27 protein-coding genes and 1 other RNA gene are annotated in these 26,959 nt (G+C 65.8%); 14 read left to right on the forward strand and 14 right to left on the reverse strand.

Going from position 1 to position 26,959, the window contains the following annotated elements:
• Positions 1-36: 36 nt before the first annotated feature.
• The 3 genes from CFE50_RS00825 to CFE50_RS00835 are packed head-to-tail and all read left to right on the forward strand — an operon-like array spanning position 37 to position 3,168.
• Positions 37-1,950, forward strand: coding sequence for an ATP-binding cassette domain-containing protein (locus CFE50_RS00825; RefSeq protein ID WP_145151973.1), 1,914 nt, complete (start codon positions 37-39; stop codon positions 1,948-1,950).
• The gene (locus CFE50_RS00830) at positions 1,950-2,528 is read left to right on the forward strand and encodes a mechanosensitive ion channel family protein (protein ID WP_027598178.1); all 579 of its coding nucleotides are present in this window, start codon (positions 1,950-1,952) and stop codon (positions 2,526-2,528) included. The genes CFE50_RS00825 and CFE50_RS00830 overlap by 1 nt, the downstream gene beginning before the upstream one ends.
• Positions 2,529-2,532: 4 nt before the next feature.
• Positions 2,533-3,168, forward strand: a complete 636-nt coding sequence (locus tag CFE50_RS00835; protein WP_286729630.1) for a LysE family transporter — start codon at positions 2,533-2,535, stop codon at positions 3,166-3,168.
• Between the two features lie 9 nt (positions 3,169-3,177).
• On the opposite strand, the gene CFE50_RS00840 is transcribed toward CFE50_RS00835, so the two are convergent.
• Positions 3,178-3,942, reverse strand: coding sequence for an SDR family NAD(P)-dependent oxidoreductase (locus CFE50_RS00840; RefSeq protein WP_286729631.1), 765 nt, complete (start codon positions 3,940-3,942; stop codon positions 3,178-3,180).
• 100 nt (positions 3,943-4,042) lie between these two features.
• Between CFE50_RS00840 and CFE50_RS00845 the strand changes: the two genes are divergently transcribed.
• Positions 4,043-4,504 (forward strand): YaiI/YqxD family protein, encoded by a 462-nt coding sequence (locus CFE50_RS00845; protein WP_241808220.1) that lies wholly within the window; start codon positions 4,043-4,045, stop codon positions 4,502-4,504.
• Between the two features lie 14 nt (positions 4,505-4,518).
• Here the strand turns inward: CFE50_RS00845 and CFE50_RS00850 are convergent, their stop codons facing one another.
• The gene (locus CFE50_RS00850) at positions 4,519-6,639 is read right to left on the reverse strand and encodes a putative bifunctional diguanylate cyclase/phosphodiesterase (protein ID WP_286729635.1); all 2,121 of its coding nucleotides are present in this window, start codon (positions 6,637-6,639) and stop codon (positions 4,519-4,521) included.
• A gap of 118 nt (positions 6,640-6,757) precedes the next feature.
• Positions 6,758-7,312: a DedA family protein gene (locus CFE50_RS00855; RefSeq protein WP_241808218.1), complete on the reverse strand. Its 555-nt coding sequence runs from the start codon at positions 7,310-7,312 to the stop codon at positions 6,758-6,760.
• A gap of 263 nt (positions 7,313-7,575) precedes the next feature.
• Between CFE50_RS00855 and hemB the strand changes: the two genes are divergently transcribed.
• Both hemB and ppk1 read left to right on the forward strand, forming a co-directional pair.
• Positions 7,576-8,598, forward strand: a complete 1,023-nt coding sequence (gene hemB, locus CFE50_RS00860; RefSeq protein WP_007161353.1) for a porphobilinogen synthase — start codon at positions 7,576-7,578, stop codon at positions 8,596-8,598.
• A gap of 9 nt (positions 8,599-8,607) precedes the next feature.
• Positions 8,608-10,827 (forward strand): polyphosphate kinase 1, encoded by a 2,220-nt coding sequence (ppk1, locus tag CFE50_RS00865; protein WP_286729639.1) that lies wholly within the window; start codon positions 8,608-8,610, stop codon positions 10,825-10,827.
• 892 nt (positions 10,828-11,719) lie between these two features.
• Here the strand turns inward: ppk1 and ppx are convergent.
• From ppx to CFE50_RS00890, 5 genes are all read right to left on the reverse strand, one after another.
• Positions 11,720-13,219, reverse strand: coding sequence for an exopolyphosphatase (gene ppx / locus CFE50_RS00870; RefSeq protein ID WP_145151954.1), 1,500 nt, complete (start codon positions 13,217-13,219; stop codon positions 11,720-11,722).
• 111 nt (positions 13,220-13,330) lie between these two features.
• Positions 13,331-14,062, reverse strand: a complete 732-nt coding sequence (locus tag CFE50_RS00875; RefSeq protein WP_286729645.1) for an amino acid ABC transporter ATP-binding protein — start codon at positions 14,060-14,062, stop codon at positions 13,331-13,333.
• Positions 14,049-14,699, reverse strand: a complete 651-nt coding sequence (locus CFE50_RS00880; protein WP_186309242.1) for an amino acid ABC transporter permease — start codon at positions 14,697-14,699, stop codon at positions 14,049-14,051. Before CFE50_RS00880 ends, CFE50_RS00875 begins: the two co-directional genes overlap by 14 nt.
• Positions 14,696-15,361 carry an amino acid ABC transporter permease gene (locus CFE50_RS00885; protein ID WP_286729648.1) on the reverse strand — a complete coding sequence of 222 codons (666 nt, stop codon included), beginning with the start codon at positions 15,359-15,361 and terminating at the stop codon, positions 14,696-14,698. The genes CFE50_RS00880 and CFE50_RS00885 overlap by 4 nt, the downstream gene beginning before the upstream one ends.
• Before the next feature lie 3 nt (positions 15,362-15,364).
• Positions 15,365-16,147, reverse strand: a complete 783-nt coding sequence (locus CFE50_RS00890) for a transporter substrate-binding domain-containing protein (protein ID WP_286729651.1) — start codon at positions 16,145-16,147, stop codon at positions 15,365-15,367.
• A gap of 268 nt (positions 16,148-16,415) precedes the next feature.
• On the opposite strand from CFE50_RS00890, the gene CFE50_RS00895 reads away from it, so the two are divergent.
• The 5 genes from CFE50_RS00895 (at position 16,416) to CFE50_RS00915 (ending at position 21,600) form a co-directional block, all read left to right on the forward strand.
• Positions 16,416-17,111 carry a FadR/GntR family transcriptional regulator gene (locus tag CFE50_RS00895; RefSeq protein ID WP_241808214.1) on the forward strand — a complete coding sequence of 232 codons (696 nt, stop codon included), beginning with the start codon at positions 16,416-16,418 and terminating at the stop codon, positions 17,109-17,111.
• Positions 17,112-17,218: 107 nt separating this feature from the next.
• Positions 17,219-17,545: a thioredoxin TrxA gene (gene trxA, locus CFE50_RS00900; protein ID WP_017639417.1), complete on the forward strand. Its 327-nt coding sequence runs from the start codon at positions 17,219-17,221 to the stop codon at positions 17,543-17,545.
• Positions 17,546-17,772: 227 nt separating this feature from the next.
• Entirely contained in the window at positions 17,773-19,035 is a 1,263-nt protein-coding gene (gene rho / locus CFE50_RS00905; RefSeq protein WP_145151938.1) for a transcription termination factor Rho, read from the forward strand.
• Between the two features lie 118 nt (positions 19,036-19,153).
• The gene (ubiD, locus tag CFE50_RS00910; RefSeq protein WP_007161343.1) at positions 19,154-20,620 is read left to right on the forward strand and encodes a 4-hydroxy-3-polyprenylbenzoate decarboxylase; all 1,467 of its coding nucleotides are present in this window, start codon (positions 19,154-19,156) and stop codon (positions 20,618-20,620) included.
• An 11-nt stretch (positions 20,621-20,631) separates the two neighbouring features.
• A complete protein-coding gene (locus CFE50_RS00915) occupies positions 20,632-21,600 on the forward strand; it encodes a CDP-6-deoxy-delta-3,4-glucoseen reductase (RefSeq protein ID WP_286729657.1) in 969 nt (322 codons plus the stop codon).
• A gap of 135 nt (positions 21,601-21,735) precedes the next feature.
• Here CFE50_RS00915 and glpT read toward each other — a convergent pair whose 3' ends face one another.
• Positions 21,736-23,076 (reverse strand): glycerol-3-phosphate transporter, encoded by a 1,341-nt coding sequence (glpT, locus tag CFE50_RS00920; protein ID WP_241808211.1) that lies wholly within the window; start codon positions 23,074-23,076, stop codon positions 21,736-21,738.
• Between the two features lie 190 nt (positions 23,077-23,266).
• Between glpT and CFE50_RS00925 the strand changes: the two genes are divergently transcribed.
• Complete coding sequence (locus CFE50_RS00925) at positions 23,267-24,292, forward strand: DUF5924 family protein (protein WP_286729660.1); 1,026 nt, start codon at positions 23,267-23,269, stop codon at positions 24,290-24,292.
• 45 nt (positions 24,293-24,337) lie between these two features.
• Positions 24,338-24,745 carry a flagellar basal body-associated protein FliL gene (locus CFE50_RS00930; protein ID WP_241808209.1) on the forward strand — a complete coding sequence of 136 codons (408 nt, stop codon included), beginning with the start codon at positions 24,338-24,340 and terminating at the stop codon, positions 24,743-24,745.
• Positions 24,746-24,754: 9 nt separating this feature from the next.
• Here CFE50_RS00930 and CFE50_RS00935 read toward each other — a convergent pair whose 3' ends face one another.
• Entirely contained in the window at positions 24,755-25,210 is a 456-nt protein-coding gene (locus CFE50_RS00935) for an EVE domain-containing protein (protein WP_241808208.1), read from the reverse strand.
• Between the two features lie 182 nt (positions 25,211-25,392).
• Here CFE50_RS00935 and CFE50_RS00940 point away from each other — a divergent pair, with 182 nt between their 5' ends.
• A complete protein-coding gene (locus tag CFE50_RS00940; protein ID WP_169742417.1) occupies positions 25,393-25,557 on the forward strand; it encodes a hypothetical protein in 165 nt (54 codons plus the stop codon).
• On the opposite strand, the gene CFE50_RS00945 is transcribed toward CFE50_RS00940, so the two are convergent.
• From CFE50_RS00945 to CFE50_RS00960, 4 genes are all read right to left on the reverse strand, one after another.
• Positions 25,524-26,159 carry a 5-formyltetrahydrofolate cyclo-ligase gene (locus CFE50_RS00945; protein ID WP_286729663.1) on the reverse strand — a complete coding sequence of 212 codons (636 nt, stop codon included), beginning with the start codon at positions 26,157-26,159 and terminating at the stop codon, positions 25,524-25,526. The two genes, CFE50_RS00940 and CFE50_RS00945, sit on opposite strands and share 34 nt — an antisense overlap.
• A gap of 9 nt (positions 26,160-26,168) precedes the next feature.
• A non-coding RNA gene (ssrS, locus tag CFE50_RS00950) (6S RNA) lies at positions 26,169-26,346 on the reverse strand.
• A gap of 58 nt (positions 26,347-26,404) precedes the next feature.
• Positions 26,405-26,713: a cell division protein ZapA gene (locus CFE50_RS00955; protein WP_007161335.1), complete on the reverse strand. Its 309-nt coding sequence runs from the start codon at positions 26,711-26,713 to the stop codon at positions 26,405-26,407.
• The gene (locus CFE50_RS00960; RefSeq protein ID WP_007161334.1) at positions 26,710-26,940 is read right to left on the reverse strand and encodes a TIGR02449 family protein; all 231 of its coding nucleotides are present in this window, start codon (positions 26,938-26,940) and stop codon (positions 26,710-26,712) included. Before CFE50_RS00960 ends, CFE50_RS00955 begins: the two co-directional genes overlap by 4 nt.
• Positions 26,941-26,959: the final 19 nt, after the last annotated feature.

A 26,959-nucleotide genomic window follows, 5' to 3' on the forward strand; every position in this document is an offset into this window, starting at 1 on the left:
CATTCGTGGGTGGTGGAGCTGCTACACTCCGCCGCCATGATCCGACTACAGAACCTTACCTTACAGCGTGGTCCCCAGCGTCTGCTCGAAAGCGCTGAACTGACCCTGCATCCCGGCCAGAAAGCCGGTCTGATCGGTGCCAATGGCGCCGGTAAATCCAGTCTCTTCGCCTTGCTGCGCGGGCAGCTTGGGGCCGATGCCGGCGACTGCCACATCCCGGCGGCCTGGCGCATCGCCCACATGCGCCAGGAGGTGGATACCCTGGAGCGGCTGGCGGTGGACTATGTGCTGGACGGCGACATCGACCTGCGTCGCATCCAGCGCGAACTGGCAGCGGCCGAAGCGGCCCAGGACGGCAACGCCCTCGGCCGGCTGCATGCCGACTTCGAGGCCGCCGACGGCTATACCGCCGATGCCCGGGCCCGCAAGCTGCTGGCCGGGCTGGGCTTCACCGCCGCGCAGATGGAGCGCCAGGTCGGCGACTTCTCCGGTGGCTGGCGGATGCGCCTCAACCTGGCCCAGGCGCTGATGTGCCCCTCGGACCTGTTGCTGCTCGACGAACCCACCAACCACCTGGATCTGGACGCCATCCTCTGGCTGGAAGACTGGCTCAAGGGCTATCCCGGCACCCTGATCCTGATCTCCCACGACCGCGACTTCCTCGATGCCGTGGTCGATCATGTGGTGCACCTGGACCAGCAGAAACTCGTGCTCTATCGCGGCGGCTACTCCAGCTTCGAGCGTACCCGCGCCGAACGCCTGGCGCAGCAGCAGCAGGCCTACGACAAGCAGCAGGCCCAGCGCGCCCACATGGAGAAGTACATCGCCCGCTTCAAGGCCCAGGCCACCAAGGCCCGTCAGGCGCAGAGCCGGATCAAGGCCCTGGAACGCCTGGAAGAGCTGGCACCGGCCCATGTCGATTCGCCCTTCGAATTCGCCTTCCGCGAGGCGGACAAGCTGTCCAGTCCGTTGCTCGACCTGGCCGAAGGCCGACTCGGCTACGGCGAGACCACCATCCTGCACCCGGTCAAGCTGCAGCTGACGCCAGGCGCCCGCATCGGCCTGCTCGGCCCCAACGGCGCCGGCAAGTCGACCCTGATCAAGACCCTGGCCGCCGAACTCGAACCCCTCGGCGGCCGGCTGCAGCGCGGCGAGAACCTGGCCATCGGCTACTTCGCCCAGCACCAGCTCGATTCGCTGGACGCCAAGGCCAGTCCCCTGCTGCACCTGCAACGCATCGCCCCCGGCGAGCGCGAGCAGAGCCTGCGCGACTTCCTCGGCGGCTTCGATTTCCGCGGTCCGCGCTGCGACGAGGCGGTGCTGAATTTCTCCGGTGGCGAAAAGGCGCGCCTGGCCCTGGCGCTGATCGCCTGGCAGAAGCCCAATCTGCTGCTGCTGGACGAACCCACCAACCACCTGGACCTGGACATGCGCCTGGCCCTGACCCTGGCGCTGCAGGAATTCGCTGGGGCGGTGCTGGTGGTCTCCCACGATCGGCATCTGCTCAAGAGCACCACCGACGAATTCCTGCTGGTGGCCGATGGCAAGGTGCAGGCCTTCGACGGCGACCTGGACGACTACAGCCGCTGGCTGGTGGACTTCCGCGCCCGCCAGGAGCCGGGCCTCGCCGCCGGTGAAGGCGCCGCGGTCGACAAGACCGATCGCAAGGCCCAGCGCCAGGCCGCCGCCGCCCTGCGCCAGCAGCTGGCGCCGCTGAAGAAGGCCGCCGACAAGCTGGAAGCCGAGCTGGGCAAGCTGCAGGAAAGGCTCGCCGCCCTGGAAGCCCGGCTGGGTGACAGCGGTCTCTACGACGCCGCGCGCAAGGAAGAACTGCGCCAGGCGCTGGCTGACCAGGCCGCGGCCAAGACCCGCGAAGCCGAGCTGGAAGAGCAGTGGCTGGAAGCCCTGGAACGGCTGGAAAGCCTGCAAGCCGAACTCGAGGGGGCCTGATGACCGAGTGGCTGCACACCTGGCTGCCGGGGTGGGGCGACTACCTGCTGGTGGCCGGCCAGGTCGCCCTGGTACTGCTGATCGGCTATGTGCTGCAGCGCATCGTGGCCCGTGCCGTCACCGGCCTGGGCGAGCGCTATCCGCTGCCACCGCAGATCGTCCTCGGACTGCGTGGCACCCTGCGCTGGCTGATCATGGGCAGTGCCATCCTCATGGCCCTGGAGCGCTTCGGGGTGTCCGCCGCGGTGCTCTGGACGGCCATTTCCGGGTTCGTCGCCGTGGCCGCGGTGGCCTTCTTCGCCATCTGGAGCGTGCTCTCCAACCTGTTCTGCGCGGTGCTGATCTTTACCGTCGGTCCCTTCCGCCTCGGCGATCGCATCGAGGTGCTGGACGCCTCGGACAAACCCGGCATCAAGGGCCGGGTGGTGGCGATCAACATGCTCTTCGTGACCCTGCAGGAACTGGACGACAACCAGGAAGGCGCCCTGGTGCAGATCCCCAACACCCAGTTCTTCCAGAAGTCGGTCCGCCGCTGGCGCGATGCCGACGGCTCCTTCGACTTCCATCTCGACAGGTGAACCCATGAGTCTGCAGGTCTGGACCGGTTTCTTCATTGCCTGCTGGATGATCAGCCTCTCGCCCGGAGCCGGAGCGATCGCCTCCATGAGCGCCGGCGTGACCCTGGGCTTCCGCCGTGGCTACTGGACGGCCATCGGTCTGCAGCTGGGACTGGCGCTGCAGATCGCCATCGTCGCCGTGGGCGTCGGCGCCCTGCTGGCGACCTCGCAGCTGGCCTTCACCCTGATCAAGTGGTTTGGCGTGGCCTATCTTGCCTACCTGGCGCTCCGCCAGTGGCGCGCGGCGCCCCTGGATCTGGGTGAGCAGGTGGTCGGCGAGCGTCTGCCCCCGCGGATCGGCGCCCTGGTCATGCGCGGTTTCCTGGTCAACGTCAGCAATCCCAAGGCGCTGATCTTCATGCTCGCGGTGCTGCCGCAATTCGTCGATCCCCATGCGCCCCTGACCGCGCAGTACCTGATCATCGGGGCAACCATGGTCAGCGTCGACCTGATCGTGATGGCGGGCTACACCGGGCTGGCGGCCCGGGTGCTGACCCTGCTGCGCACCCCGCGCCAGCAGCGCATCACCAACCGGGTATTCGCCAGCCTGTTCCTCGCGGCGGCCGCGTTGCTGTCCACGGTGCGCCGCGCCGCGGTCTGACGCCGGGCCCTACCAGACCACCGGCTGCCCCTGCCAATCCCAGAAACTGCCGGTCTCGGCCGGCGTACGGGCGGCCAGCACCGCCAGCAGGCGCTCTGCCGCATAGGCGGGCGTGAACAGCTTGTCGGCCGGTACCCGCGCCTGGAAGGGTCGGGACAGCGCCGTGTCGGTGGTGCCAGGGTGCAGGGCCAGCACGCAGCTCTGCGGATTGAGCCGGCTGAGCTCGATGCTGGCGCAGCGCAGCCCCTGATTCAGCGCCGCCTTGGCCATCCGATAGCCATACCAGCCACCCAGCTGGTTGTCGCCGATGGAGCCGACCCGCGCCGACAGCGCCGCGATCTGACAGGGGTGCTGGCCCTTGAGCAGCGGCGTCAACTGGCGGATCAGCAGCAACGGCAGCACGGCATTGGCCAGATAGCTTTCCAGCAGTCCCGCCTGATCCACCTGCGCCAGACTCTTCTCGGCGCGGGCCCGTTCGCCCTGCAGCAGCCCCGAGGCGCACAGCAGCAGATCCAGGCGCGGCGCCTCGTCCGCCAGGCGGGCTGGCAGATCGGTAGCGGTCAGCGGATCGACATCGAGGCGGCGCAGGCGCGGGCCATGCCGCCGCTCCAGCGTGGCCAGGGCCTCATGCGTCTCGGCGTGGCGCGCGCAGGCCCAGACCCGCGCGACGTCATCGCGCGCCAGCAGCTGTTCGCACAGGGCCAGGCCGAGGCCGCCGGTGGCGCCATACACCAGGGCCTGGGCAGGCTCTGCCAGGCGTTGCCAGAAAGTCATGGGAGGCTCCAGTCAGGTCGCTATCCCTGTCCGACCGCGCCGCTGCGCTGGGGTGCGCCGGCGCGGCGCGGTATCCTGGGCTTTTGCCGGAGAAATCCCCGTGATCCTGTGGATCGATGCCGATGCCTGTCCGCGCGCCGCCAAGGAGCTGGTCTGCAAGTTCGCCCTCAAGCGCAAGCTGGAGGTGGTGCTGGTGGCCGGCCAGCCGCAGATCAAGCCACCCTTCGCCTGTGTTCGCCTGGTGGTGGTCCCCAGTGGCCCCGACGCCGCCGACGACCACCTGGTCGAGCAGGCGCAGCCGGGTGACCTGGTGATCTGCAGCGACATTCCCCTGGCCGATCGGCTGGTGAAAAAGGGCGTGGCGGCCCTCGATCCACGCGGGCAGGAATTCGACGAGCGCAACATGGGGCAGCGGTTGGCCATGCGTAATCTGATGACCGATCTGCGCGACCAGGGACAGATGGGCGGGGGCCAGGCCGGCTACGGCGAGCGTGATCGCCAGGCCTTCGCCAACGCCCTGGACCGGTTGATTACCCGCCTCCAGCGCAGCGTCGCCGGCTAGGGGCGGGTGGCCTGCTAGGCAGGCAAGGCGGCTAGAGCGGGTTGCTGCAGCCAGGTGCGCAGTTGTGGCAGCGGCATGGGCCGGCCGAACAGGTAGCCTTGCATGAAGTTGCAGTCGTTGGCCTGCAGGAACTGGCGTTGCTCGCTGGTTTCCACCCCCTCGGCAACCACATTGAGGCCCAGCTTGTGCGCCATGGCGATGATCGCCGCAGCAATGGCCATGTCGTTGCTCTGCTTGGGGATGGTACGAACGAAGGCGCGATCGACCTTGAGCGAATCCACCGGTAGCCGGCTCAGGTAGGCCAGCGACGAGTAGCCACTGCCGAAATCGTCGATGGAGACCCGCACGCCCAGGGTGCGGATCTCGCCGAGCACCTCGACGGCCACGTTGAGGCTGTGCATCAGAGCATTCTCGGTCACTTCGAGGATCAGCGCCGAGGCCGGCAGGTCCTCGGCCTGCAAGGTGCGGGCGATGGATTGGGGCAGGAGCCGATCGCTCAAATTGAGCGCCGAGCAATTCACCGAGACGCGTAGATCCGCGTGACCTTCGCGGTGCAGCTGAGCGAGGTCGGCGCAGGCCTGGCGCATGACCCAGCCATCCAGGTCGGCGATCAGCCCGGTCTCCTCGGCGACGCGAACGAAGCGCTCGGGACTCAGCGGGCCCAGTACTGGGTGCTGCCAGCGGACCAGGGCTTCCAGGGCCACTGGCGCACCGGCGGGGTCGACGATGGGCTGATAGGCCACGTGCAGACCGCCCTGGGCTAGGGCCTGGCGCAGGTCCATCTCCAGACTCAGCAGGTCGTCGGCGTCGCGCTGGAGTTCGGTGGTGAATCTCTGGCTGCGATTGCGTCCGCTGCGTTTGCAATGGCCGACCGCGAGGCCGGCGCTGCGCAGCAGCTGGCCGGCATTGGCGCCATCCTGCGGATAGTGGGCGATGCCCAGGCTGAAGGTCATGGCGATGCGCTGCCCGGCCAGCTCGAAGGGCGGGCGCAACTGCTCCAGCAGGCGCATGGCCAGGGGCTGGCTATCGCCGCGCTGGCCGAGCGGCAGCAGCAGGCTGAATTCGTCGCCGGCATAGCGGGCCAGTGGCAGGTCGTTGTCGAGCACCGCGCGGATCCGCTGCGCCATCTGGATCAGCAATTCATCGCCAAGGGCATGGCCGAGGCTGTCGTTGATGCGCTTGAAGTGATCGATGTCCAGCATCAGCAGGGCGAACTGCTCACCGGTACGCGCCTGGCCGATGGCCCGGTCGACGGTCTGGATAAAGCTGGCGCCGTTGAGCAGGTGGGTGAGGGGATCGTGCAGGGTGATCTGATCGAGGGTGGTCGAGACCCGCTCCAATCGCAGGCGCTGGGCATGGAAGCGCTCGCCGGCCCAGGCGGCGAGCAGGCCGACCATGATGATGAACAGGGTGCCGAGAGCGATGCCCATGCCCAGCTCCAGGTGCTGGGTCATTTCCGTCAGGCCGTCGGGTTCGAAGCCGATGGGCACGGCGAGGGTGAGGGCAGCCATGCCGGTGAAGTGCATGGAAACGATGGCAAAACCCAGGACCAGACTGCCCAGCAGGCGCAGCCAGAGGGTTCTGAGGCCGGTCCTGCCGCGCAGGCGGAAGGCCAGCAGCAGGGCACCCAGGGACGCCAGGCTGGCGATCACCACCGAGATCACCACCAGCAGCGGATCATAGAGCTGCACGGCGACCGACTGCATCGCCAGCATGCCGGTGTAGTGCATGGTCGCGATGCCCAGGCCGGCGGCCAGGGCGGCGAGCCCGTATTGCGGTGCGGTCAGGGACTCGCGCCCGATCAGATGCATGACCGTGTAGGACACGGCGATGGCGATCAGCAGCGAGGCCAGGGTCTGCAGGGGCGCGTAGTGCACATGGATGCCGATCTTGAACGACAGCATGGCCAGGAAGTGCATCGACCAGATGCCCCCGCCCAGGGCGACGGCGCCGATCAGCTTGGCCAGCTCGCTGCCGCGGCGGGAGCGACTGTTGGTCACCCAGTCGGCCATGGCCAGGGCGGTGTAGCCGGCCGCGCTGGCGATCAGGTACGACAGGACCACGAGCAGGCTTTCGTACTCGTGGGCGGCCAGGATCTGATGGCCGGGAGGCAGCAGGGTAGAGAAGTTCAGCATGCTCAATCGCCAGCTTGCCTACGGGGTGTCGGGAAGGGTTGATACTCAGGGCATCGGCAGCGACTGCCGAGCCTTTAATCCGTTCGATGGACGTACCGGGTAACAGGCTGTCTGACCATTAGGCTCTGGGCGTGCGGCTGCGACGCCACAGCCAGAGCAGCAGACCGATCACCACCAGACCACCCAGCACCATCAGTTCATACCGCTTGAGATTGCCCAGCACCCCTTCGAGGACAGCGCCGAAGTGATAGGCGGCATAGCCTAGCACCGTAGCCCAGACGATGGCGCCGATGCCGTTGAGGATCAGATAGCGCGCCGGCGGATAGCCCGACAGCCCGATCGCCACCGGCATCACCGTGCGCAGGCCGTAGACGAAGCGAAAGCTCAGCACCCAGAGGTCCGGATGGCGCCGGATGTGCGCCAAGGCCTTCTCGCCTGCGGCTTCCCACTTGGGTTTGCGTGCCAGCAGCTTGCGCCCGTGGCGTCGGCCGAGGAAGTACCAGAGCTGATCGCCGGCGTAGCTGCCGCAGAAGGCAACCAGGATGACGGTCTGGATGTTCATGTAGTCGCGGAAGGCCAGGAAACCGGCCAGCACCAGAATGGTTTCGCCCTCGAAAAAGGTGCCGAGAAAAAGGGCGAAATAGCCGAAATCGTGGAGGAATTGTTGGAGCATTCGGCGCTACACGAGGTGAATAAAGATGGCGCAGCCTACCCCGGTTGGCGTCTGGAAAGAAAGTGTGACGGACTTCCGTCCGCCGGGCGCCAGACGGTCACGCAGGGATTTCGCTGCGACCCTGTGTCACGCCGGGTCCAGCCGGCGTCTGCCTTGGATAGGACCTATAGGCACTCCATATTGTCATCTGCTGTTACCAATCGGTCATGATTGTGGCCTATAACCCATCACACTGACCCGTGATCCGGGTCTGGGAGTCGATCGTGAGTTTTACCCCCATCAACCGTAGCTACCCTGCCACTCGCATGCGCCGTCAGCGCCGCGACGAGTTTTCCCGTCGCCTGATGCGCGAGCATGTGCTGACGGTGGATGACCTGATCCTGCCGGTCTTCGTGCTCGATGGCGAAGGCCGCCGCGAGGCGATTCCCTCGATGCCCGGCGTCGAGCGCCTGTCCATCGACCTGCTGCTGGAAGAGGCCGCCGAGCTGGTGGCGCTGGGGATTCCCGCGGTCGCCCTGTTCCCGGTCACCCCCACCGAGCGCAAGTCGCTGGACGGCGCCGAGGCCTACAACCCGGACGGCATCGCCCAGCGCGCCACCCGCGCCCTGCGCGAGCACTTCCCCGAGCTGGGGGTGATCACCGACGTGGCCCTGGATCCCTTCACCACCCACGGCCAGGACGGCATCCTCGACGAGCGCGGCTACGTGCTCAACGACGTCTCGGTCGAGGTGCTGGTCAAGCAGGCGCTGTCCCATGCCGCCGCCGGGGCCCAGGTGATCGCACCCTCGGACATGATGGATGGCCGCATCGGTGCCATCCGCGCCGCCCTGGAAGACGCCGGTTATCACAACGTGCAGATCATGGCCTACTCGGCCAAGTACGCCAGCGCCTACTATGGGCCGTTCCGCGACGCCGTCGGCTCGGCCGCCAATCTGGGCAAGGGCAACAAGGCCACCTACCAGATGGATCCGGGCAACAGCGACGAGGCGCTGCACGAGATCGCCGGCGACCTGGCCGAGGGTGCCGACTCGGTGATGGTCAAGCCGGGCATGCCCTACCTGGACATCGTCCGCCGGGTCCGCGAGGAATTCCGCGTGCCGACCTTCGTGTACCAGGTGAGCGGCGAGTACGCCATGCACATGGCCGCGATCCAGAACGGCTGGCTGTCCGACGCCGTCATCCTCGAATCGCTCTTGGCCTTCAAGCGCGCCGGGGCCAACGGCATCCTCACCTATTTCGCCAAACGCGCCGCCCAACAACTTCGCCAGGGGCCTTCGCGTTCCTAAGGAGCTTCAATGAGTAGCCAGGGTTTCGTCGAAACCGATCTGCAACAGCCCGTCACCGCCGAGTCCCTGGAGACCGCGGAAGAGACGCTGGCGCTGGACGCCGAAGTACCGGCCGCCGCGGAGGTGCCGGCCGCGCCCAGCGTGCCTGCCGCCAATGTGGATGACAGCAGCCTCTACATCCATCGCGAGCTGTCGCAACTGCAGTTCAACATCCGGGTGCTGGAACAGGCCCTCGACGAGTCCTATCCGCTGCTCGAGCGGCTCAAGTACCTGCTGATCTTTTCCAGCAACCTGGATGAATTCTTCGAGATCCGCGTGGCGGGTCTGAAGAAGCAGATCACCTTCGCCCGCGAACAGGCCGGCGCCGACGGCCTGCTGCCGCACCAGGCGCTGGCGCGCATCAGCGACATCGTCCACGGCCAGGTGGAGCGGCAGTACGCCATCCTCAACGACGTGCTCCTGCCGGCCCTGGCCGAGCAGCAGATCCGCTTCATCCGCCGCCGTTACTGGGACGTCAAGATCAAGGCCTGGGTGCGCAAGTTCTTCCGCGACGAGATCGCGCCCATCATCACCCCCATCGGCCTGGATCCGACCCACCCCTTTCCGCTGCTGGTGAACAAGAGTCTCAACTTCATCGTCGAGCTGGAGGGCATGGACGCCTTCGGCCGCGACTCGGGTCTGGCCATCATCCCGGCGCCGCGCCTGCTGCCGCGGATCATCCGGGTGCCGGAGGAGGTCGCCGGACCCGGGGACAACTACGTCTTCCTGTCCTCGATGATCCACGCCCATGCCGATGACCTGTTCCCCGGCATGAAGGTCAAGGGCTGCTTCCAGTTCCGCCTGACCCGGAACGCCGATCTCTCGGTGGACACCGAGGACGTCGAAGACCTGGCCCGTGCCCTGCGCGGCGAGCTGTTCTCGCGGCGCTACGGCGATGCGGTGCGGCTCGAGGTGGTGGACATCTGCCCGAAACACCTTACCGACTACCTGCTCAAGCAATTCGGCCTGGGTGACAGCGAGCTGTACAAGGTCAATGGTCCGGTCAACCTGACCCGGCTGTTCTCCATCACCGGGCTGGACAGTCACCCGGAGCTGCAGAACGCCCCCTTCACCCCGACCATTCCCAAGCTCCTGCAGAAGAAGGACAACCTCTTCAACGTGCTGGGCAAGCTCGATGTGCTGCTGCTGCACCCTTTCGAGTCCTTTACCCCGGTGATCGACCTGATGCGCCAGGCCGCCAAGGACCCCAACGTCCTGGCGATCAAGCAGACGCTCTACCGCAGCGGCGCCAACTCGGAGATCGTCGACGCCCTGGTGGATGCGGCGCGCAGCGGCAAGGAGGTGACCGCGGTCATCGAATTGCGCGCGCGCTTCGACGAGGAATCCAACCTGCAGCTGGCCAGCCGCTTGCAGCAGGCTGGCGCCGTGGTCATCTATGGCGTGGTGGGCTTCAAGACCCACGCCAAGATGATGCTGATCCTGCGCCGCGAGAATGGCGAGCTGCGCCGCTACGCCCATCTGGGCACCGGCAACTACCACGCCGGCAACGCCAAGCTGTACACCGACTACAGCCTGCTGACCGCCGACGTGGCCCTGACCGAGGACGTGCACAAGCTGTTCAACCAGCTGATCGGCATGGGCAAGACCCTGCGCATGAAGAAGCTGCTGCACGCGCCCTTCACCCTGAAGAAGAACCTGCTGGAGATGATCAACCGCGAAGCGGTGGCGGCCAGCGAAGGGCGGCCGGCGCAGATCATGGCCAAGGTCAACGGCCTCACCGATCCCAAGGTCATCCGCGCCCTCTACAAGGCCAGCCAGGCCGGGGTGAAGATCGACCTGGTGGTGCGCGGCATGTGCTGCCTGCGCCCCGGTGTTCCGGGCGTGTCCCACAACATCCAGGTGCGCTCCATCATCGGTCGCTTCCTGGAACACAGCCGCATCTACTACTTCCTCAACGGTGGCGACGAGAAGCTCTATCTCTCCAGCGCCGACTGGATGGAACGCAACCTCGACATGCGCGTCGAGACCTGCTTCCCGGTGGAGGGCAAGAAGCTCATCAGCCGGGTCAAGAAGGAGCTGGAAGGCTATCTCACCGACAACACCCAGGCCTGGGTGCTGCAGGAAGACGGCAGCTACATCCGCCAATCGCCCACCGGCAACCAGAATGCCCGCAGTGTGCAGGCGACGCTGCTGGAGCGGCTGGCCAGCCCGGTGGTGAATACCCGTTGATGGCGTTACGGGCCCATGCCGCCATGGGCCCTGGCCGGTTTCGTAGGCTGGGCTGAGCGCTAGCGAAGCCCAACGTTGCGGGGGGTCAGCAGTGCATCTTGGCTGCTTATCGAGTGCTTTGATGGTTCTTGTTTCGCCCACCCGGGCGACTCACTTTTTTCAGTCGCGAAAAAAGTAAGCAAAAACGCTTGCCCCGGACATACGGCCCTACGCTTCGCTCCGGGTCCGCTCACGCCAGCGCCGTTCCGGGGTCGGCCTACACGGGCCGTCCATGGCCCGTTAGGCCTCTCGCCGCATCCCTGCGGCTCGACCCACTCCACGACGCTGGCGTTCGCCCTACTGAACGGGGCGATTCACCAGCCTGAAAGTGTTGGTTGAAGAACACGCTACCCGTAGCCCGTAGCCCGTAGCCCGTAGCCCGTAGCCCGTAGCCCGTAGCGTGGACAACCGCGCAGCCTTGTCCACAGGGATCGACGTTAAGCGCCAGTGGAAAACGCGGCGCGGTTTTCCACGCTACAAACCTGTGAGCACCCAGACATCAGGCTTGCGCCCCGCCCCGTCAGTGAGGCCGAGTGCAGGTGTCGCGGAGGGGGATGCGAGGCAGGACGCCGAGCAAGGCGCGAGGGGCAGGAGGCCCCTTCGTGCCGTGCTCCTGGAGCGGCGCCGGAGCGAGGGGACCCGGAGCGCAGCGGAGGGCCGAAACGTGGGGTGTGCTTTCTTTTGCTTACTTTTCTTTGCACAAGCAAAGAAAAGTAAGTCGCCGGCCAGGCGAAACAAGAGCCATCAGCAAAACATGATAATCAACTAAGGCACCCAGACACCCAAGGTGCACAGTTGAAGCCCCGCAACGTCGGGCTTCGCTGGCGCTCAACCCAACCTACGAAAAATTACCTCAGCGGACGCTCAACCGATACCCCACCCGCTCCAACCACTGGGCCTCCAGCTCGAAATCCGCCTGGGTCAGGGGATTCTCCGCCAGCCAGCCATCGGGGAATTGCACATCGAGGCTGCGCTCGCCGGCGCTGAGCTGCACGTCCGGGATGCTCTTGTGGCGGATGTGGTGGAAGAGGATGGCGAAGCGCAGTAGCAGGGTCAGGCGCAGCAGCGGTTCGCCTTCCGGGCCGAGTTCCTGCAGGCGCTCGACGGGAATGTTGCGGCGATGGCCGCGTACCAGCAGGGCCAGGGCCTGCTGATCGCGGCGGGAGAAGCCGGGCAGGTCCGAGTGCTCGATCAGGTAGGCGCCGTGCTTGTGGTACTGATAGTGGGCGATGTCCAGACCGACGCCGTGCAGGCGCGCGGCCCAGCGCAGCAGTTCGGCATGGTTCTCGTCGGTCAGGGCCCAGGCCTCGGCGACCTGCGCCAGGGACTTCAGGGCGCGCTTTTCCACGCGTTCGGCATGGCGCTGATCGACGTGGTAGCGCTCGGCCAGGGCGTTGAGGGTGCGCTCGCGGACGTCTTCGTGGCTGTGCCGGCCGATCATGTCGTAGAGCACCCCTTCGCGCAGGGCGCCTTCGGAGAGGTGCATCTCCTGCAGTTCCAGGGCCTTGAACAGGGCTTCGAGGATGGCCAGGCCACCCGGCAGGATGGCGCGCCGATCCGGCTTCACGCCGTCGATGTTGAGCAGGTTGATGTCACCCTGCTTGAGCAGCTTGCGCTTGAGCCATTCGATGCCGTCCGGGGTGATCTCGCCATTGCCGCGGCCGGCGGCCTGGATCGCCAGGGCCACCGCGCGGATGGTGCCGGAGGCGCCGAGGGCCTGGTGCCAGCCCATCTCGCGCAGGCCCTGGTCGATGTTCATCAGTTCCAGGCGGGCGGCGGTATAGGCGCGGGCGTACTGGGCGGCGGTGATCTTGCCGTCGGCGAAGAATCTCTTGGTGAAGCTGACGCAGCCCATCTGCAGACTCTCGCGCTGCAGGGTCTCGAAGCGCTGGCCGATGATGAATTCGGTACTGCCGCCGCCGATGTCGGTCACCAGGCGGCGTCCGGGCACATCGGGCATGGAGTGGGACACGCCCAGGTAGATGAGGCGAGCCTCTTCGCGACCGGAGATGACCTCGACCGCATGGCCGAGCACGGCTTCGGCGCGCTGGATGAATTCGGCGCGGTTGCGTGCCTCGCGCAGGGCGTTGGTGCCCACCACCCGCACGGCGCCGCGCGGCATGCCGGCGATCAGCTGGGCGAAGCGGCGCAGGCAGTCCAGGCCCCGCTGGATGGCCTCTTCGCTGAGCAGGCGCGACTCGTCCAGACCGGCGGCCAGCTGGATCTTTTCGCCCAACCGCTCAAGGATGCGGATTTCCCCATGGGAATGGCGCGCCCGGACGATGTGAAAGCTGTTCGAGCCCAGGTCGATGGCGGCGATCAGTTCGTGGGGTTCGGCTGGCGAAGGCTGCATCTGGAGGCTCTCGGCGATAAACCGCGCCATCGTGCCAGCTAGCCGGTGACGGCTTCAAGCGCACAGCGGTTACGGTTGTGCAAAGTGGCAGAAAAAATAGGGTTTTCCGCCTCAGGAGGCCACCTGACCGATGAACTGGGCCAGTTCCGGCGTCTGCGGATGGGCGAACAGCTCCTGGGGATGGCCGCTTTCGTGCACCTTGCCCTGGTGCATGAATACCAGCTTGTCACCGACCTCGCGGGCGAATCTCATCTCGTGGGTGACCATGATCAGCGTCATGCCCTCGCGGGCCAGCTGCTTGACCACCATCAGCACCTCGTTGACCAGTTCCGGGTCCAGCGCCGAGGTGATCTCGTCGCAGAGCAGCACCTTGGGCGACATGGCCAGGGCGCGGGCGATCGCCACCCGCTGCTGCTGGCCGCCGGAGAGGCGATCCGGATAACTGTCGAATTTCTCCGCCAGGCCGACCCGTTCGAGCATCTGCCGCGCCAGGGCGCGGGCTTCGTCCTTGCCCGTCTTCTTGACCACCTGGGGCGCCAGCATCACGTTCTCGCCCACGGTCAGGTGCGGGAAGAGATTGAATTGCTGGAAGACCATGCCGACCTTCTGCCGCAGCGATCTGAGATTGACCCGGGCCGCGTCCAGGTATTCGCCATCCACCTCGATGACGCCGTCGTTGATGGATTCCAGGCCGTTCAGGGTGCGCAGCAGGGTGCTCTTGCCCGAGCCGCTCTTGCCGATGATGGCCACCACCTGGCCTTCCTCGACGGTCAGGTCGATGCCCTTGAGCACATGGTGGTTGCCATAGTGTTTGTGCAGGGCGGTCACTCTAAGCAGCGGCATGCAGTCTCCTTTCCAGCCAGCGTGCGGCCAGCGACAGCGGGTAGCAGAGGATGAAATAGCCCAGGGCGGCGAGGCCGTAGACGGTGAAGGGCTGGTAGGTGGCATTGGCGAGCATGCCGCCGATCTTGGTCAGTTCGGTGAAGCCGATGATGGAGGTCACCGCGGTGCCCTTGACCACCTGCACCGAGAAGCCCACGGTGGGCGCCACGGCGATGCGCAGGGCCTGGGGCAGGATGACGTGGCGCAGCTGCTCGAAGCGGGTCAGCGCCAGGCTTTCCGAGGCTTCCCACTGGCCATGAGGAATGGCCTCGACGCAGCCGCGCCAGATCTCGGCGAGATAGGCGCTGGTAAACAGGGTCAGGGCCACGCCGGCGGCCAGCCAGGCGGGAATCTCCAATCCCAGCAGCGAGATGCCAAAGAACACCAGGAACAGCTGCATCAGCAGGGGCGTGCCCTGGAACAGCTCGATGTGCAGCTTGGCCAGCAGCCGTGGCGCCTGCAGCGGCGACAGCCGCGCCCAGAGCACCAGCAATCCGGCCAGGCCGCCGCCGGCAAAGGCCGCCAGCGAGAGGATGAGGGTCCAGTACAGCCCGGTACCCAGATTGCGGACGATGTCCCAGAGGGTGAAGTCCATCAGCGGCCTCCCTGGATGAAGCGCCGACCGATCCAGTGCAGCAGCTGGCGCACGCCGATGGCCATGACCAGATAGAGCAGGGTGGTCAGCAGATAGGTCTCGAAGGCGCGGAAGTTGCGCGACTGGATGAAGTTGGCGGCGAAGGTCAGCTCTTCGGTGGAAATCTGCGAGCAGACCGCCGACCCCAACATCACGATCACCACCTGACTCGACAGCGCCGGCCATACCTTGGCCAGGGCGGGCCTGAGGATCACGTGGCGAAAGGTCTCGGCGCGGGTCATGGCCAGGGCGGCGGCGGCCTCCAGCTGGCCCTTGGGCACGGCCTGGATGCCGGCACGGATGATTTCCGTGGAATAGGCGCCCAGGTTGATCACCATGGCCAGCACCGCGGCCTGCCATTCGCTGATGTGCACGCCCAGCGAGGGCAGGCCGAAGAAGATGAAGAACAGCTGGATCAGGAAGGGCGTGTTGCGGATCAGCTCGACATAGACGCCGAACACCCGGTCGAAGGGCCTGAGCCGCCAGGCACGGCAGACCGCGCCGAGGATGCCCAGGGCGATGCCCAGCAGCGCGCCGATGGCGGTCAGCTCCAGGGTAAAGAGGGCGCCCTTGAGCAGCAGATCGCCCTGCTGCAGGACCGGCTGGAAGTCGAACTGATAGGCCATGCCTTACATGTCCTTGGGCAGCGGCTGGCCCAGCCACTTCTCGGCCTGGCGATCCAGGCTGCCGTCGGCGCGTGCCGCCTCGATGATGCCGTCCAGCTTGGCCTTGAGGGCCGGTTCGTGCTTGGCCAGGCCGATGTAGTTGGGTGAATTCTTCAGGGTGATCTTCATTTCCGGCGCGCGATCGGGCTTCTTCTCGGCGATGGAGGCCATCACCGAGCTGCCGCTGGCGATGAATTCGGTCTGACCGGCGAGATAGGCGGCGATGGTGGCGTTGTTGTCCTCGAAGCGCTTGATCACCGCGTCCTTGGGCGCCACCTTGCTCAGCTCCATGTCCTCGATGCCGCCGCGGGTCACGGCGATGGTCTTACCGGCCAGTTCCTCGGGCTTGCTCAGACTGCTGCCCTTGGCGCCGAACACGCCCAGAAAGAAGGGCGCGTAGGGCTTGGTGAAGTCGATGACCTGCTCGCGCTCGGCATTCTTGCCCAGGCTGGAGATGACCATGTCGACCTTGCCGGTGGTCAGAAAGGGGATGCGGTTGGTGCTGGTGACCGGGGTCAGCGCCAGCTTGACGCCCAGCTTGTCGGCGACCAGTTGGGCGGTGTCGATGTCCAGGCCGCGTGGCTTGAGGTCGGGGCCCACGGTGCCGAAGGGCGGGAAGTCCTGAGGTACGGCGATGCGCACCGTGCCACGCTGCTGGATGTCGGCCAGCTGATCGGCCTGGACGGAGGTGTGCAGGGCGGTCAGGCCCAGGGCGAACAGGGAGAGGGCGGTCCAGCGCTTGAGCATGACGAGACTCCGAAAGCAGGATGGGATTGGCTCTCCCCAGTGCATTTCATGTGCCAGTCACCTGCCAGACGGGCGCAAGGGCCGTCTGGCCTGAGGATTGGTCTTACTGGTCTGAACAGTTGGCTGGCGTCTGGACGGCTGCGTCTGACCCGCGTGGGCCGCTTTGGTGCGCGCTTGCCGCCCTGTGCTCCGCCTTGGGGCCACGCTTGAACTGGTCGGTAAATCGGCTTAAAAGGCAAGCTTCCGGACTGACTGGCCTGACCACGCCATGCCCCTCGCTGCCACCCGTGCCGTACCCCAATATGCCGTCGACGCCATTCGCCGGCTGATTGAAACCGAAGGCTATGCCCCCGGCGCGGCGCTGCCCGCGCAGCGCGAGCTGGCCGAGCGGCTGGGGGTGAGTCGCGCCTCCCTGCGCGAGGCGCTGTCCACCCTCAGTGCCCTGGGCCTGGTCAGCGTCCAGCCTGGGCGCGGGGTCTATGTGCAGGAAGCGACGGGCGCGCCGGATGGGCACTGGCCCTTCGCCGGCGAGGTCGCCGCCGCCCATGTGTTCCAGCTGAGATTCGCCCTGGAGGGCTTCGCGGCTGGCCTCGCCGCCGTCACCCTGGGCCCCGCCGACCTGGATCGCCTGGAGGCCAATCTCGCCGCCCTGCACCGGGCGCTGCGGGCCAACGAGCTAGAGGAGGCGGCCGTGCTGGACTTCGATTTTCATCGTCAACTGCTGCTGGCCGCGGACAATCCGGCCATGCTCGCGGTGATCACCAGCAGCCCCGAGCGTTTCCACGAAAGCCAGAAGCTGCCCTTCGTGCGCCCCGAGCGGGCCCTGGAAACCTGGCAGGAACACCGGCGTATCCTCAGGGCGCTGAGCCGCCGCTCGCCCGCGGCTGCGCAAAAGGCCATGCGCGAACATATCCGCAATGCGGCGCTGCGCAGTGGAACCCCTTTCCCGGTACCTGCGGTCTAACATCAATGCCGGTCATAGCCACCATCAATGTTCGAATGCTTTCGAAGTGACGGCAGCAGGGCTATTATGGCCGTACTTCAAGTCGCACCCGAATTCGGAGAGAGTCAATGAGCGAATACATCACCAACGTCAGCGACGCCAGCTTCGAGCAGGACGTGCTGAAGTCCGACAGCCCCGTGCTGGTCGACTACTGGGCCGAATGGTGCGGTCCCTGCAAGATGATTGCCCCGGTTCTGGACGAGATCGCCAAGGACTACCAAGGCAAGCTCAAGGTCTGCAAACTGAACATCGACGAAAACCAGGACACCCCGCCGAAGTACGGCGTGCGTGGCATCCCGACCCTGATGCTGTTCAAGAACGGCGCGGTCGAGGCCACCAAGGTCGGCGCCCTGTCCAAGTCGCAACTGGCCGCCTTCCTCGACGCCAACGTCTGAGTCAGCCAGTCGAAAGCCCCGCCATGCGGGGCTTTTTTATGCCTGGACGGCTGGACGAGCACAGGTGCAGGTGCTAGATTCCAGCCCACGACCCCATCAGCGGGCCGTCTTCTCATCTGCTGTAGCCGTCAGTTCTCCTCTTCAGAACGCATCCCGCGAAGCTAATCTCGCATCCGGCCGCTCAGCTCGAATCCCTCCTTCGCCTCTTCTCACGTCAACATACGTCTATGAATCTGACCGAACTCAAGCAAAAGCCCATCACGGAACTGTTGGAAATGGCGGATGCCGCGGGCTTGGAAAACATGGCCCGGTCCCGCAAGCAGGACATCATCTTTGCGCTGCTCAAGAAGCACGCCAAGGGTGGCGACGAGATTTCCGGGGATGGCGTGCTGGAGATCCTGCAGGACGGCTTCGGCTTCCTGCGTAGCGCCGACTCCTCCTACCTGGCCGGCCCCGACGACATCTATGTCTCCCCCAGCCAGATCCGCCGCTTCAACCTGCGCACCGGCGACACCATCATCGGCAAGATTCGTCCGCCGAAAGAGGGCGAGCGCTACTTCGCGCTGCTCAAGGTCGACACCATCAACTTCGACCGTCCGGAAAACGCCAAGAACAAGGTGCTGTTCGAGAACCTCACGCCCCTGTTCCCCAACAAGCGCCTGACCATGGAAGCCGGCAACGGCTCCACCGAAGACCTCACCGGTCGGGTCATCGACCTCTGCGCCCCCATCGGCAAGGGTCAGCGTGGTCTGATCGTCGCGCCGCCCAAGGCCGGCAAGACCATCATGCTGCAGAACATCGCGGCCAACATCACCCGCAACAATCCCGAGTGCTACCTCATCGTGCTGCTCATCGACGAGCGCCCCGAGGAAGTGACCGAGATGCAGCGCACCGTGCGCGGCGAAGTGGTGGCCTCCACCTTCGACGAGCCGCCGACCCGCCACGTGCAGGTCGCCGACATGGTGATCGAGAAGGCCAAGCGCCTGGTCGAGCACAAGAAGGACGTGGTCATCCTGCTGGATTCCATCACCCGTCTGGCGCGCGCCTACAACACCGTGATCCCCAGCTCCGGCAAGGTGCTCACCGGTGGTGTCGATGCCCACGCCCTGGAGAAGCCCAAGCGCTTCTTCGGTGCCGCGCGCAACATCGAGGAAGGCGGCAGCCTGACCATCATCGCCACCGCGCTGGTGGAAACCGGCTCGAAGATGGACGAGGTGATCTACGAGGAATTCAAGGGCACCGGCAACATGGAGCTGCCCCTGGATCGTCGCATCGCCGAGAAGCGCGTCTTCCCGGCCATCAACATCAACAAGTCCGGCACCCGCCGCGAAGAACTGCTCACCGACGAGGAAGAGCTGTCGCGCATGTGGATCCTGCGCAAGATCCTGCATCCGATGGACGAGATCGCCGGCATCGAATTCCTCCTCGACAAGTTGCGTCAGACCAAGACCAACAACGAGTTCTTCGATTCGATGAAGCGCAGCAAGTAAGGCGCAGTCGCACGCAGAGGCCGGGAAATCCCGGCCTTTGGCGTTTCTGGGCCAGTGCTTTCTCGATGCGCGACTCAGGCGGTAGACTGCCAGACTTTCCCCAGCGCCAAGAGGCCGCATGCAATACCGAGATCTGCGTGACTTCATCCGCAGCCTGGAGCAGCGTGGTGAACTGAAGCGCGTGACCGCCCCGGTCTCGCCGATCCTCGAGATGACCGAAATCTGCGACCGGACCCTGCGCAAGCAGGGCCCGGCGCTGCTGTTCGAGAATCCCGTGGGCTTCTCCATGCCCGTGCTGGGCAACCTGTTCGGCACGCCGCAGCGCGTGGCCCTGGGCATGGGTGCCGAGGACGTCGGCGCCCTGCGCGAGATCGGCAAGCTGCTGGCCTTCCTCAAGGAGCCCGAGCCGCCCAAGGGCCTCAAGGACGCCTGGTCGAAGCTGCCGATCTACAAGAAGGTCATCAGCATGGCGCCCAAGGTCCTCAAGGACGCCCCCTGCCAGGAGGTGATCGAGGAGGGCGAGGCGGTCGATCTGGGCCGGTTGCCGATCCAGCACTGCTGGCCGGGCGACGTGGCGCCGCTGATCACCTGGGGCCTGACGGTCACCCGCGGGCCCAACAAGGAACGCCAGAACCTCGGCATCTATCGCCAGCAGGTCATCGGCCGCAACAAGCTGATCATGCGCTGGCTGAGCCACAGAGGCGGCGCCCTGGACTTCCGCGAGTGGTGCCAGAAGCATCCCGGCCAGCCCTATCCGGTGGCCGTGGCCCTGGGCGCCGATCCGGCCACCATCCTCGGCGCGGTCACCCCGGTGCCGGATACGCTGTCCGAATACGCCTTCGCCGGCCTCTTGCGCGGCAGTCGCAGCGAGCTGGTCAAGTGTGTGGGCAACGACCTGCAGGTGCCGGCCAGTGCCGAGATCGTCCTGGAAGGCGTCATCCATCCGGGCGAGACCGCGCCGGAAGGGCCCTATGGCGATCACACCGGCTACTACAACGAGGTCGATACCTTCCCGGTCTTTACCGTGGAGCGCATCACCCGGCGCCGCGATCCCATCTATCACAGCACCTACACCGGGCGGCCGCCGGACGAGCCGGCCATCCTGGGCGTGGCGCTCAACGAAGTCTTCGTGCCCATCCTGCAAAAGCAGTTTCCGGAGATCGTCGACTTCTATCTGCCGCCGGAAGGCTGCTCGTACCGCATGGCGGTGGTGACCATCAAGAAGCAGTACCCCGGCCACGCCAAGCGGGTGATGCTGGGCGTCTGGTCGTTCCTGCGGCAGTTCATGTACACCAAGTTCGTGATCGTCACCGACGACGACATCAATGCCCGCGACTGGAACGACGTCATCTGGGCGGTCACCACGCGCATGGATCCCAAGCGCGACACCGTGATGATCGACAACACCCCCATCGACTACCTGGACTTCGCCTCGCCGATCTCCGGCCTGGGCTCGAAGATGGGCCTGGATGCCACCCACAAGTGGCCGGGCGAAACCACCCGCGAGTGGGGGCGGGCGATCGTCAAGGACGAAGCGGTGGTCAAACGGGTGGACGAGATGTGGTCCAGTCTCGGGATCGATTAACGGAGACGACGATGAAGGTCACCCTGCAGCCCTCGGGTGCGGTACTGGAAACCCAGCCCGGCGAAGCCATCCTGGCCGCCGCGCAGCGCCTCGGCTACAGCGGACCGCACAGCTGCCGCAACGGCAATTGCCAGCTCTGCGCCGCGCTGCTGGTGGAGGGGCAGGTCAGCCAGCATGGCCAGACCGTCGATCACGGCGAGATCTATGTCTGCGTGGCGGTGCCCCTGAGCGATTGCCTGCTGCAGTGGGATGGCGTCCTGGCGCCCGGCGAGTTGCCGGTGCGCACGCTGGCCTGCCAGGTAGTGGCGCTGGACGACGTGGGGGGCGATGTCCGCCGGGTACGGCTGCGTGCGCCGGCCGGGCGGCCGCCGCGCTATCACGCCGGCCAGTACCTGCTGATCGGTCGTGACGACGGCAAGCAGTCGGCCTTTTCGCTGGCCTCGGCGCCTCACCAGGGGCGTGAGCTGGAGTTGCACGTGCTGGCGCGCGAGGCCAGCAGCCAGGCGCTGCTGGCGCAACTGGAAGGCAAGGGCATGGCCCAGGTCGAGCTGCCCTATGGGGATGCCCATCTGGCCGAACTGCCCGATGGCCCCCTGGTGCTGATCGCCGCCGGAACCGGCATGGCGCAGATGCACAGCCTGATCGAAGACGCCCGCACCCGCGGCTTCGCCCATCCGGTGCACCTCTACTGGGGCGTGCGCACGCCGGACGACTTCTATGCCATCGAGGCCTGGGAGCGATGGGCGGAGCTGCCCAATCTCGTCCTCAACCGGGTGGTGAGCGATGCCTGTGGCTGGGAAGGGCGCTGCGGTCTGCTGCACGAGGTGGTGCGGGCGGATTTCGCCGACCTGAGCGGCCTGCACGTCTATGCCAGCGGCTCGCCGGCGATGGTCTATGCCACCCTGGACGCCCTGGTGGACGCCGGCATGGACGCGCACCAGATGCGCGCCGACGTCTTCGCCTACGCGCCGCGGGGTTGACGCGGCTCGCTACGGCGCACTGGCATGGCCGCGATGAATACGTCCGTAGGGTGGAAAACCGCGTAGCGTTTTCCACCTTGAGCCCCGGTGGATGAGGCTACGCCGTCATCCACGCTACGGGGGTCCTGTCCAGGCTCAGCGCGCCGACTTGGCCACCATGCCGGTGTGTCTCAGGGTCAGTGCCAGGAAGACGATGGCTAGGACGCAAGAGCCGATCAGCAGCATGAAGCCGCCATCCCAGCCGAAGTGGTCCACGGTGTAGCCGACCAGGGCGTTGGCCGCGACCGAGCCACCCAGGTAGCCGAACAGTCCGGTAAAGCCCGCAGCGGTGCCGGCGGCCTTCTTGGGCACCAGTTCCAGCGCCTGCAGGCCGATCAGCATCACCGGGCCATAGATCAGGAAGCCGATGCAGACCAGGGCCGCCAGGTCGACGCCGGGGTTGCCTTCCGGGTTGAGCCAGTAGACCAGGGTAGCGACCATCACGCCGAGCATGAACACCACGCCGGTGGCGCCGCGATTGCCGCGGAACAGCTTGTCCGAGAGCCAGCCACAGAGCAGGGTGCCGGGGATGCCCGCCCATTCGTAGAAGAAGTAGGCCCAGGAGGTCTTGTCCACCGAGAAGTGCTTGGCTTCCTTGAGGTAGGTGGGGGCCCAGTCCAGCACGCCATAGCGCAGCAGATAGACGAAGACGTTGGCAAAGGCGATGTACCAGAGCAGGCGATTCTTCAGCACGTACTCGACGAAGATCTCCTTGGTGGAGAATTCGCGTTCATGACCTTCGCTGTAGCCCTCGGGGAAATCCTGTTTCCAGTGCTCCACCGACGGCAGGCCGCAGGATTGCGGGGTGTCTCTCATGGCGATGAAGGCGAAGACTGCGACCGCCAGGGCTACCACCGCCGGCACATAGAAGGCCGCGTGCCAGTCGTTGAACCAGGCCAGGCCGAGCAGAAACAGCGGGCCGATCAGGCCGCCGCCGACGTTGTGGGCGACGTTCCACACCGAGACCACGCCGCCACGCTCCTTCTGCGACCACCAGTGCACCATGGTGCGACCACTGGGCGGCCAGCCCATGCCCTGGAACCAGCCGTTGAGGAACAGCAGGACGAACATGATGCTGACGCTGGAGGTGGCCCAGGGCGCGAATCCGAACAGCAGCATCACCAGCGCCGACATCACCAGCCCGAAGGGCAGGAAGTAGCGCGGATTTGAGCGGTCCGAGACCAACCCCATGAGAAACTTGGACAGGCCGTAGGCAATGGCCACCGCGGACAGCGCCACCCCCAGTTCACCCCGGCTGTAGCCTTGCTCCACCAGGTAGGGCATGGCCAGCGAGAAGTTCTTGCGGAGCAGGTAGTAGCCGGCATAGCCGATGAAGATCCCGGCAAAGATCTGCCAGCGGAGACGGCGGTAGACGGGGTCGATGCGATCGGCGGGCAGCGGCGCGCGATGGGCCGCAGGGGCGAAGATTCCAAGCATGGGAGCCTCGGTATTGTTATAGGTATTAATCGAAAGCGAACATTCCAGGTTCGTTTTCGAATATTACAATGATATTACAACTGGTCCAGGCTTTTCCGCCCTGTGGCAGCGAGGCCCAGGATTTCCCCTTGATCTGCGGGGGTCGCGCGCCTAGGGTGGCGCGTCTTTGCCGTTGTTTTCGCGAGTCGTCATGCCTGCCTGGAAAGTCCTCTCCTCCCGCGCCCTGAACCTGGCCACCGTCCTGTTCGAACGCTATCCGCGGCTGATCGCCCTGGCCGGCTTCATCTCGGGGATCTGCAGCTTCCTGCTGGTGGACCGGCAGAAGGGCTTCGCCCCGGTGATGGCCGTGGTCATGCTGGCGAGCTGGGTCTGGCTGATGCTGGAAAACGTGCTGCGGGGCTGGGTCAGCCGGCGCTTCGGCTGGGAATTGCCGCCGCCGCTGTTGCGCTACGCCACCCAGCTGATCCACCAGGAAAGCCTGTTCTTCTGCCTGCCGTTCTTTGCCATCACCACGGCCTGGAACAGCGGCCAGGCGCTGTTCACCGGGCTGCTCGGCGCGGCTGCCCTGGTGTCCATCATCGATCCGCTCTACTACAAGGCCCTGGCGCCGCGGCGCTGGGTGTTCCTCAGCTACCACACCCTGACGCTGTTCGCGGTGCTGCTCACGGCGCTGCCGATCATCCTGCACCTGACCACCACCCAGAGCTATGAACTGGCCCTGGGCGTCGCCGTGCTGCTGTCCTTTCCCAGCTTGGCGGTGGCCTTCCGGGTACGCCTCGGCTGGCGCTGGCTGGGTCTGCTGGGGCTGTGCCTGGCCATCGGCGCCTTCGGCTGGCTGGGTCGCGCCTGGGTGCCGCCGGCCACCCTGTGGCTGACCGACATGGGCATGAGCACCAACTTCGACAGCCTCAAGCGCCAGCCAGGCGATGCGGTGAAAAGCCTGAGCGTCGCTCAGCTGCGCGCCCAGGGGCTCTATGCCTTCACCGCCATCAATGCGCCACGCGGTCTGAACGAGCGCATCTACCATGTCTGGCGCCATGCCGGTCAGGAGGTGGATCGGATTCCGCTGGATATCAGCGGTGGTCGCGAGGCCGGTTATCGCGCCTGGACCCACAAGCAGAACTTCCCCGGCGACGTGACCGGCCGTTGGCAGGTGCAAGTGGTGACGGACGTCGGCCAGGTGATCGGAACCCTCAGGTTCGAGGTGACCCCTTGAATCCCGCTGGCTATGCTGCAGCCATCCACCTCTAGAGGATTCGCCGTGAAAGCCGTCGCTGCCGTTTTGTTGTCCTTCTGCCTGGCCGTCAATGCCTGGGCGAACGAAGAGAAGAAGGAAGGGGAGGCGCCCAAGACCGAGTTCTACAACCTGACCCCGGCGCTGGTCGGCAACTATGGCAGCGGCCCCAAGCTCAAGTACTACAAGGCCGACATCGCCTTGATGATGACTGGCAAGGAAGCCAAGGATAGGGTGGAGTTCCACGAGCCGCTGATCCGCAATCAGCTGGTGATGCTCTTTGCCCAGCAGACCGACGAGACCCTGGCCGGGGTCGAAGCCCGCGAGAAGCTGCGTCAGGAGGCCCTCAAGCAGGTACAGAGCGTCCTGACCCAGGAAGAGGGCAAGCCCCTGGTGGAAGACCTGCTGTTCAACAACCTGATCATCCAGCCCTGAAGCCAGCGCTCAGCCGCGCGCCGCGGCGACGATCGCCGCCCATTCCGCCGCGTTGACCGGCATCACCGAGAGGCGGTTGCCCTTGCGCAGCAGGGCGAAGTCGGCGAGGGCCGGTAACAGGCGCAGGCGCGGCAGGGTCAGCACCCGCGGAAAGGCCTCGACGAAGGCGACCTGGCGCGCCGTCCAGGGGTTGTCGGCGGCGCTGGCCTTGGGCGCATGGTAGGGGCTTTCGGGATCCAGGGCAGTGGGGTCCGCGAAGGCCTCGCCGACGATACGGCCGATGCCGGCGATGCCCGGTTCGGCGCAACTCGAATGGTGAAAGAAGAACAGCTCATCGGGTGCCATGGCGCGCAGGAAGTTGCGCGCCTGGTAGTTGCGTACTCCGTCCCAGCGCGCCTGGCCCAGGCGTTGCAGGTCATCCAGTGAGAACTCATCGGGTTCGGATTTCAACAGCCAGCAGGCCACGGTTCGTCTCCTGACGAATGGAGGCTCGGGAGCTTCCGGGAAAGGGTCTGATCGATTGCAAGGGGCGACCGCTTGTCGCAGAATGCCGCGCATTCCGGATGTAGTCTGATCGTACGCGCTGAGCATAACAGGGCGACGTCCTGTCCTGCCCAAAGGTGCCAGCAAGGGGGTGGCCCAGCTCGATGAAACGCAAACCTGATCTGTTGTGGGTGCTGGTCCTGATCTTTACCCTGGGTGTCGTCACCACCGGGTACACCCAGAGCTTCTGGGAACAGCGCCAGAGCCAGCAATACGCCCGCTATGCCAGCGACACTCAGCCGGCGCGGGAAGTCTCGCCCGTACGCTGAGCGTACCAGCCGTCATCGCTCACCACGGCCGCCATGGGCACGTCCCAGGCCGCCAGTGCCAGCCGCTCCACCTTCTGACATTCATGGGCACAGCCGATCAGCAGCGGGCTGTGCCATTGCCGCCGACGCGCCAGATAGGCCAGGTTGCGGTCATAGAAGCCCTTGCCCATGCCCAGGCGTCCGCCCTGGGGATCGAAACCCACCAGTGGCATCAGAATCAGGTCCAGCGCCCAGGTCGGGCGACCCAGGCGCCGATCCGGCCGCGGCTCGGCGATGCCGAATCTGTTGCGCACCCAGGATTCGCCGCGACCCACGCGCTGAAAGATCATCGCCGTCCGCGGCCAGCGGGACAGCACCGGCAGGTAGGTGGCCTTGCCGCGGCGCTGGGCTTCTTCGAGCAGCGGACGCGGATCGATCTCGCCATCGCTGGGCAGGTAGAAGGCGATATGCCGGGCACGACGAAACAGCGGATGCTGCGCGAGCTGCCGATAGAGTTGGCGGGCGGCCTGGCGTTGCTGAACAGGGTTGAGGGCGCGACGTCGCTGGCGAAGGAGCTTGCGCAGCGCGGGCCTGCTGAGATCGCGGGAAGGCGGGGTGGTCATGAAGGAAATGAGCTCTCCGGAATGCCGCTGCCGGTGTAGCCCTTGAACCCTTGGTTCAAGGTGGGAGAAGTCGTAGACCTTTAGGCTTTCCGCCGTAGCGGACATGCACACCAGTCTGACGAGCAACCCCCGGGGTGTTGCTTATCGGCTCGGGGACATGACCGACTGGCGCACACACCAGAGAGTGATCTCCAGTATACGCCCCTGAGCCGGGATGCAAACCCCCACCTGTCCCCGGTCGGCGATCAGGCGGTGGTGTCGTGTTCGGTGATCAGCGCCCGGTCGACGCGATCCAGCAGATCGCGAACCCGCTCACGGGTGCTGCTGACTTCCAGGCTGACGTCGTCCTGGCGGTGCAGCAGTTCGTGGGTGATGTTGAGGGCGGCCATCACGGCCACGCGGTCGGCGCCGATGACCTTGCCGCTGCCGCGGATCTCGCGCATCTTGCCGTCCAGGTAGCGAGCGGTGCTCTCCAGGTTGGCGCGCTCGTCAGCCGGGCAGCTGATGCGATATTCCTTTTCCAGTATCTGGACGGTCACGGTCTCGATGCTCATGAGTCCTGCTCCAAGGCTTTCAGGCGTAAAATCATCGCTTCGACCTTCGATCTGGCCAATTCGTTCTTCTCGATCAACTCGGCGCGCTCCTGGCGCCAGTTGCGCTCGCCCTGGCGCAGTTGTCGATTCTGCCGCTGCAATTCCTCGAGACGCAGGAGCAGGCGCTCCACACGGTCACCGAGGGCTTCCAGATCGGCGTCGAGGGGCGTGTCGCGAGACTCGCGCATGAGGGCTACAGCTCCAGAA

It is taken from the genome of Pseudomonas sp. PGPPP4 (genome assembly GCF_002256045.1).
In the GTDB taxonomy this organism is placed as follows: Bacteria; Pseudomonadota; Gammaproteobacteria; order Pseudomonadales; family Pseudomonadaceae; genus Chryseomonas; species Chryseomonas oryzihabitans.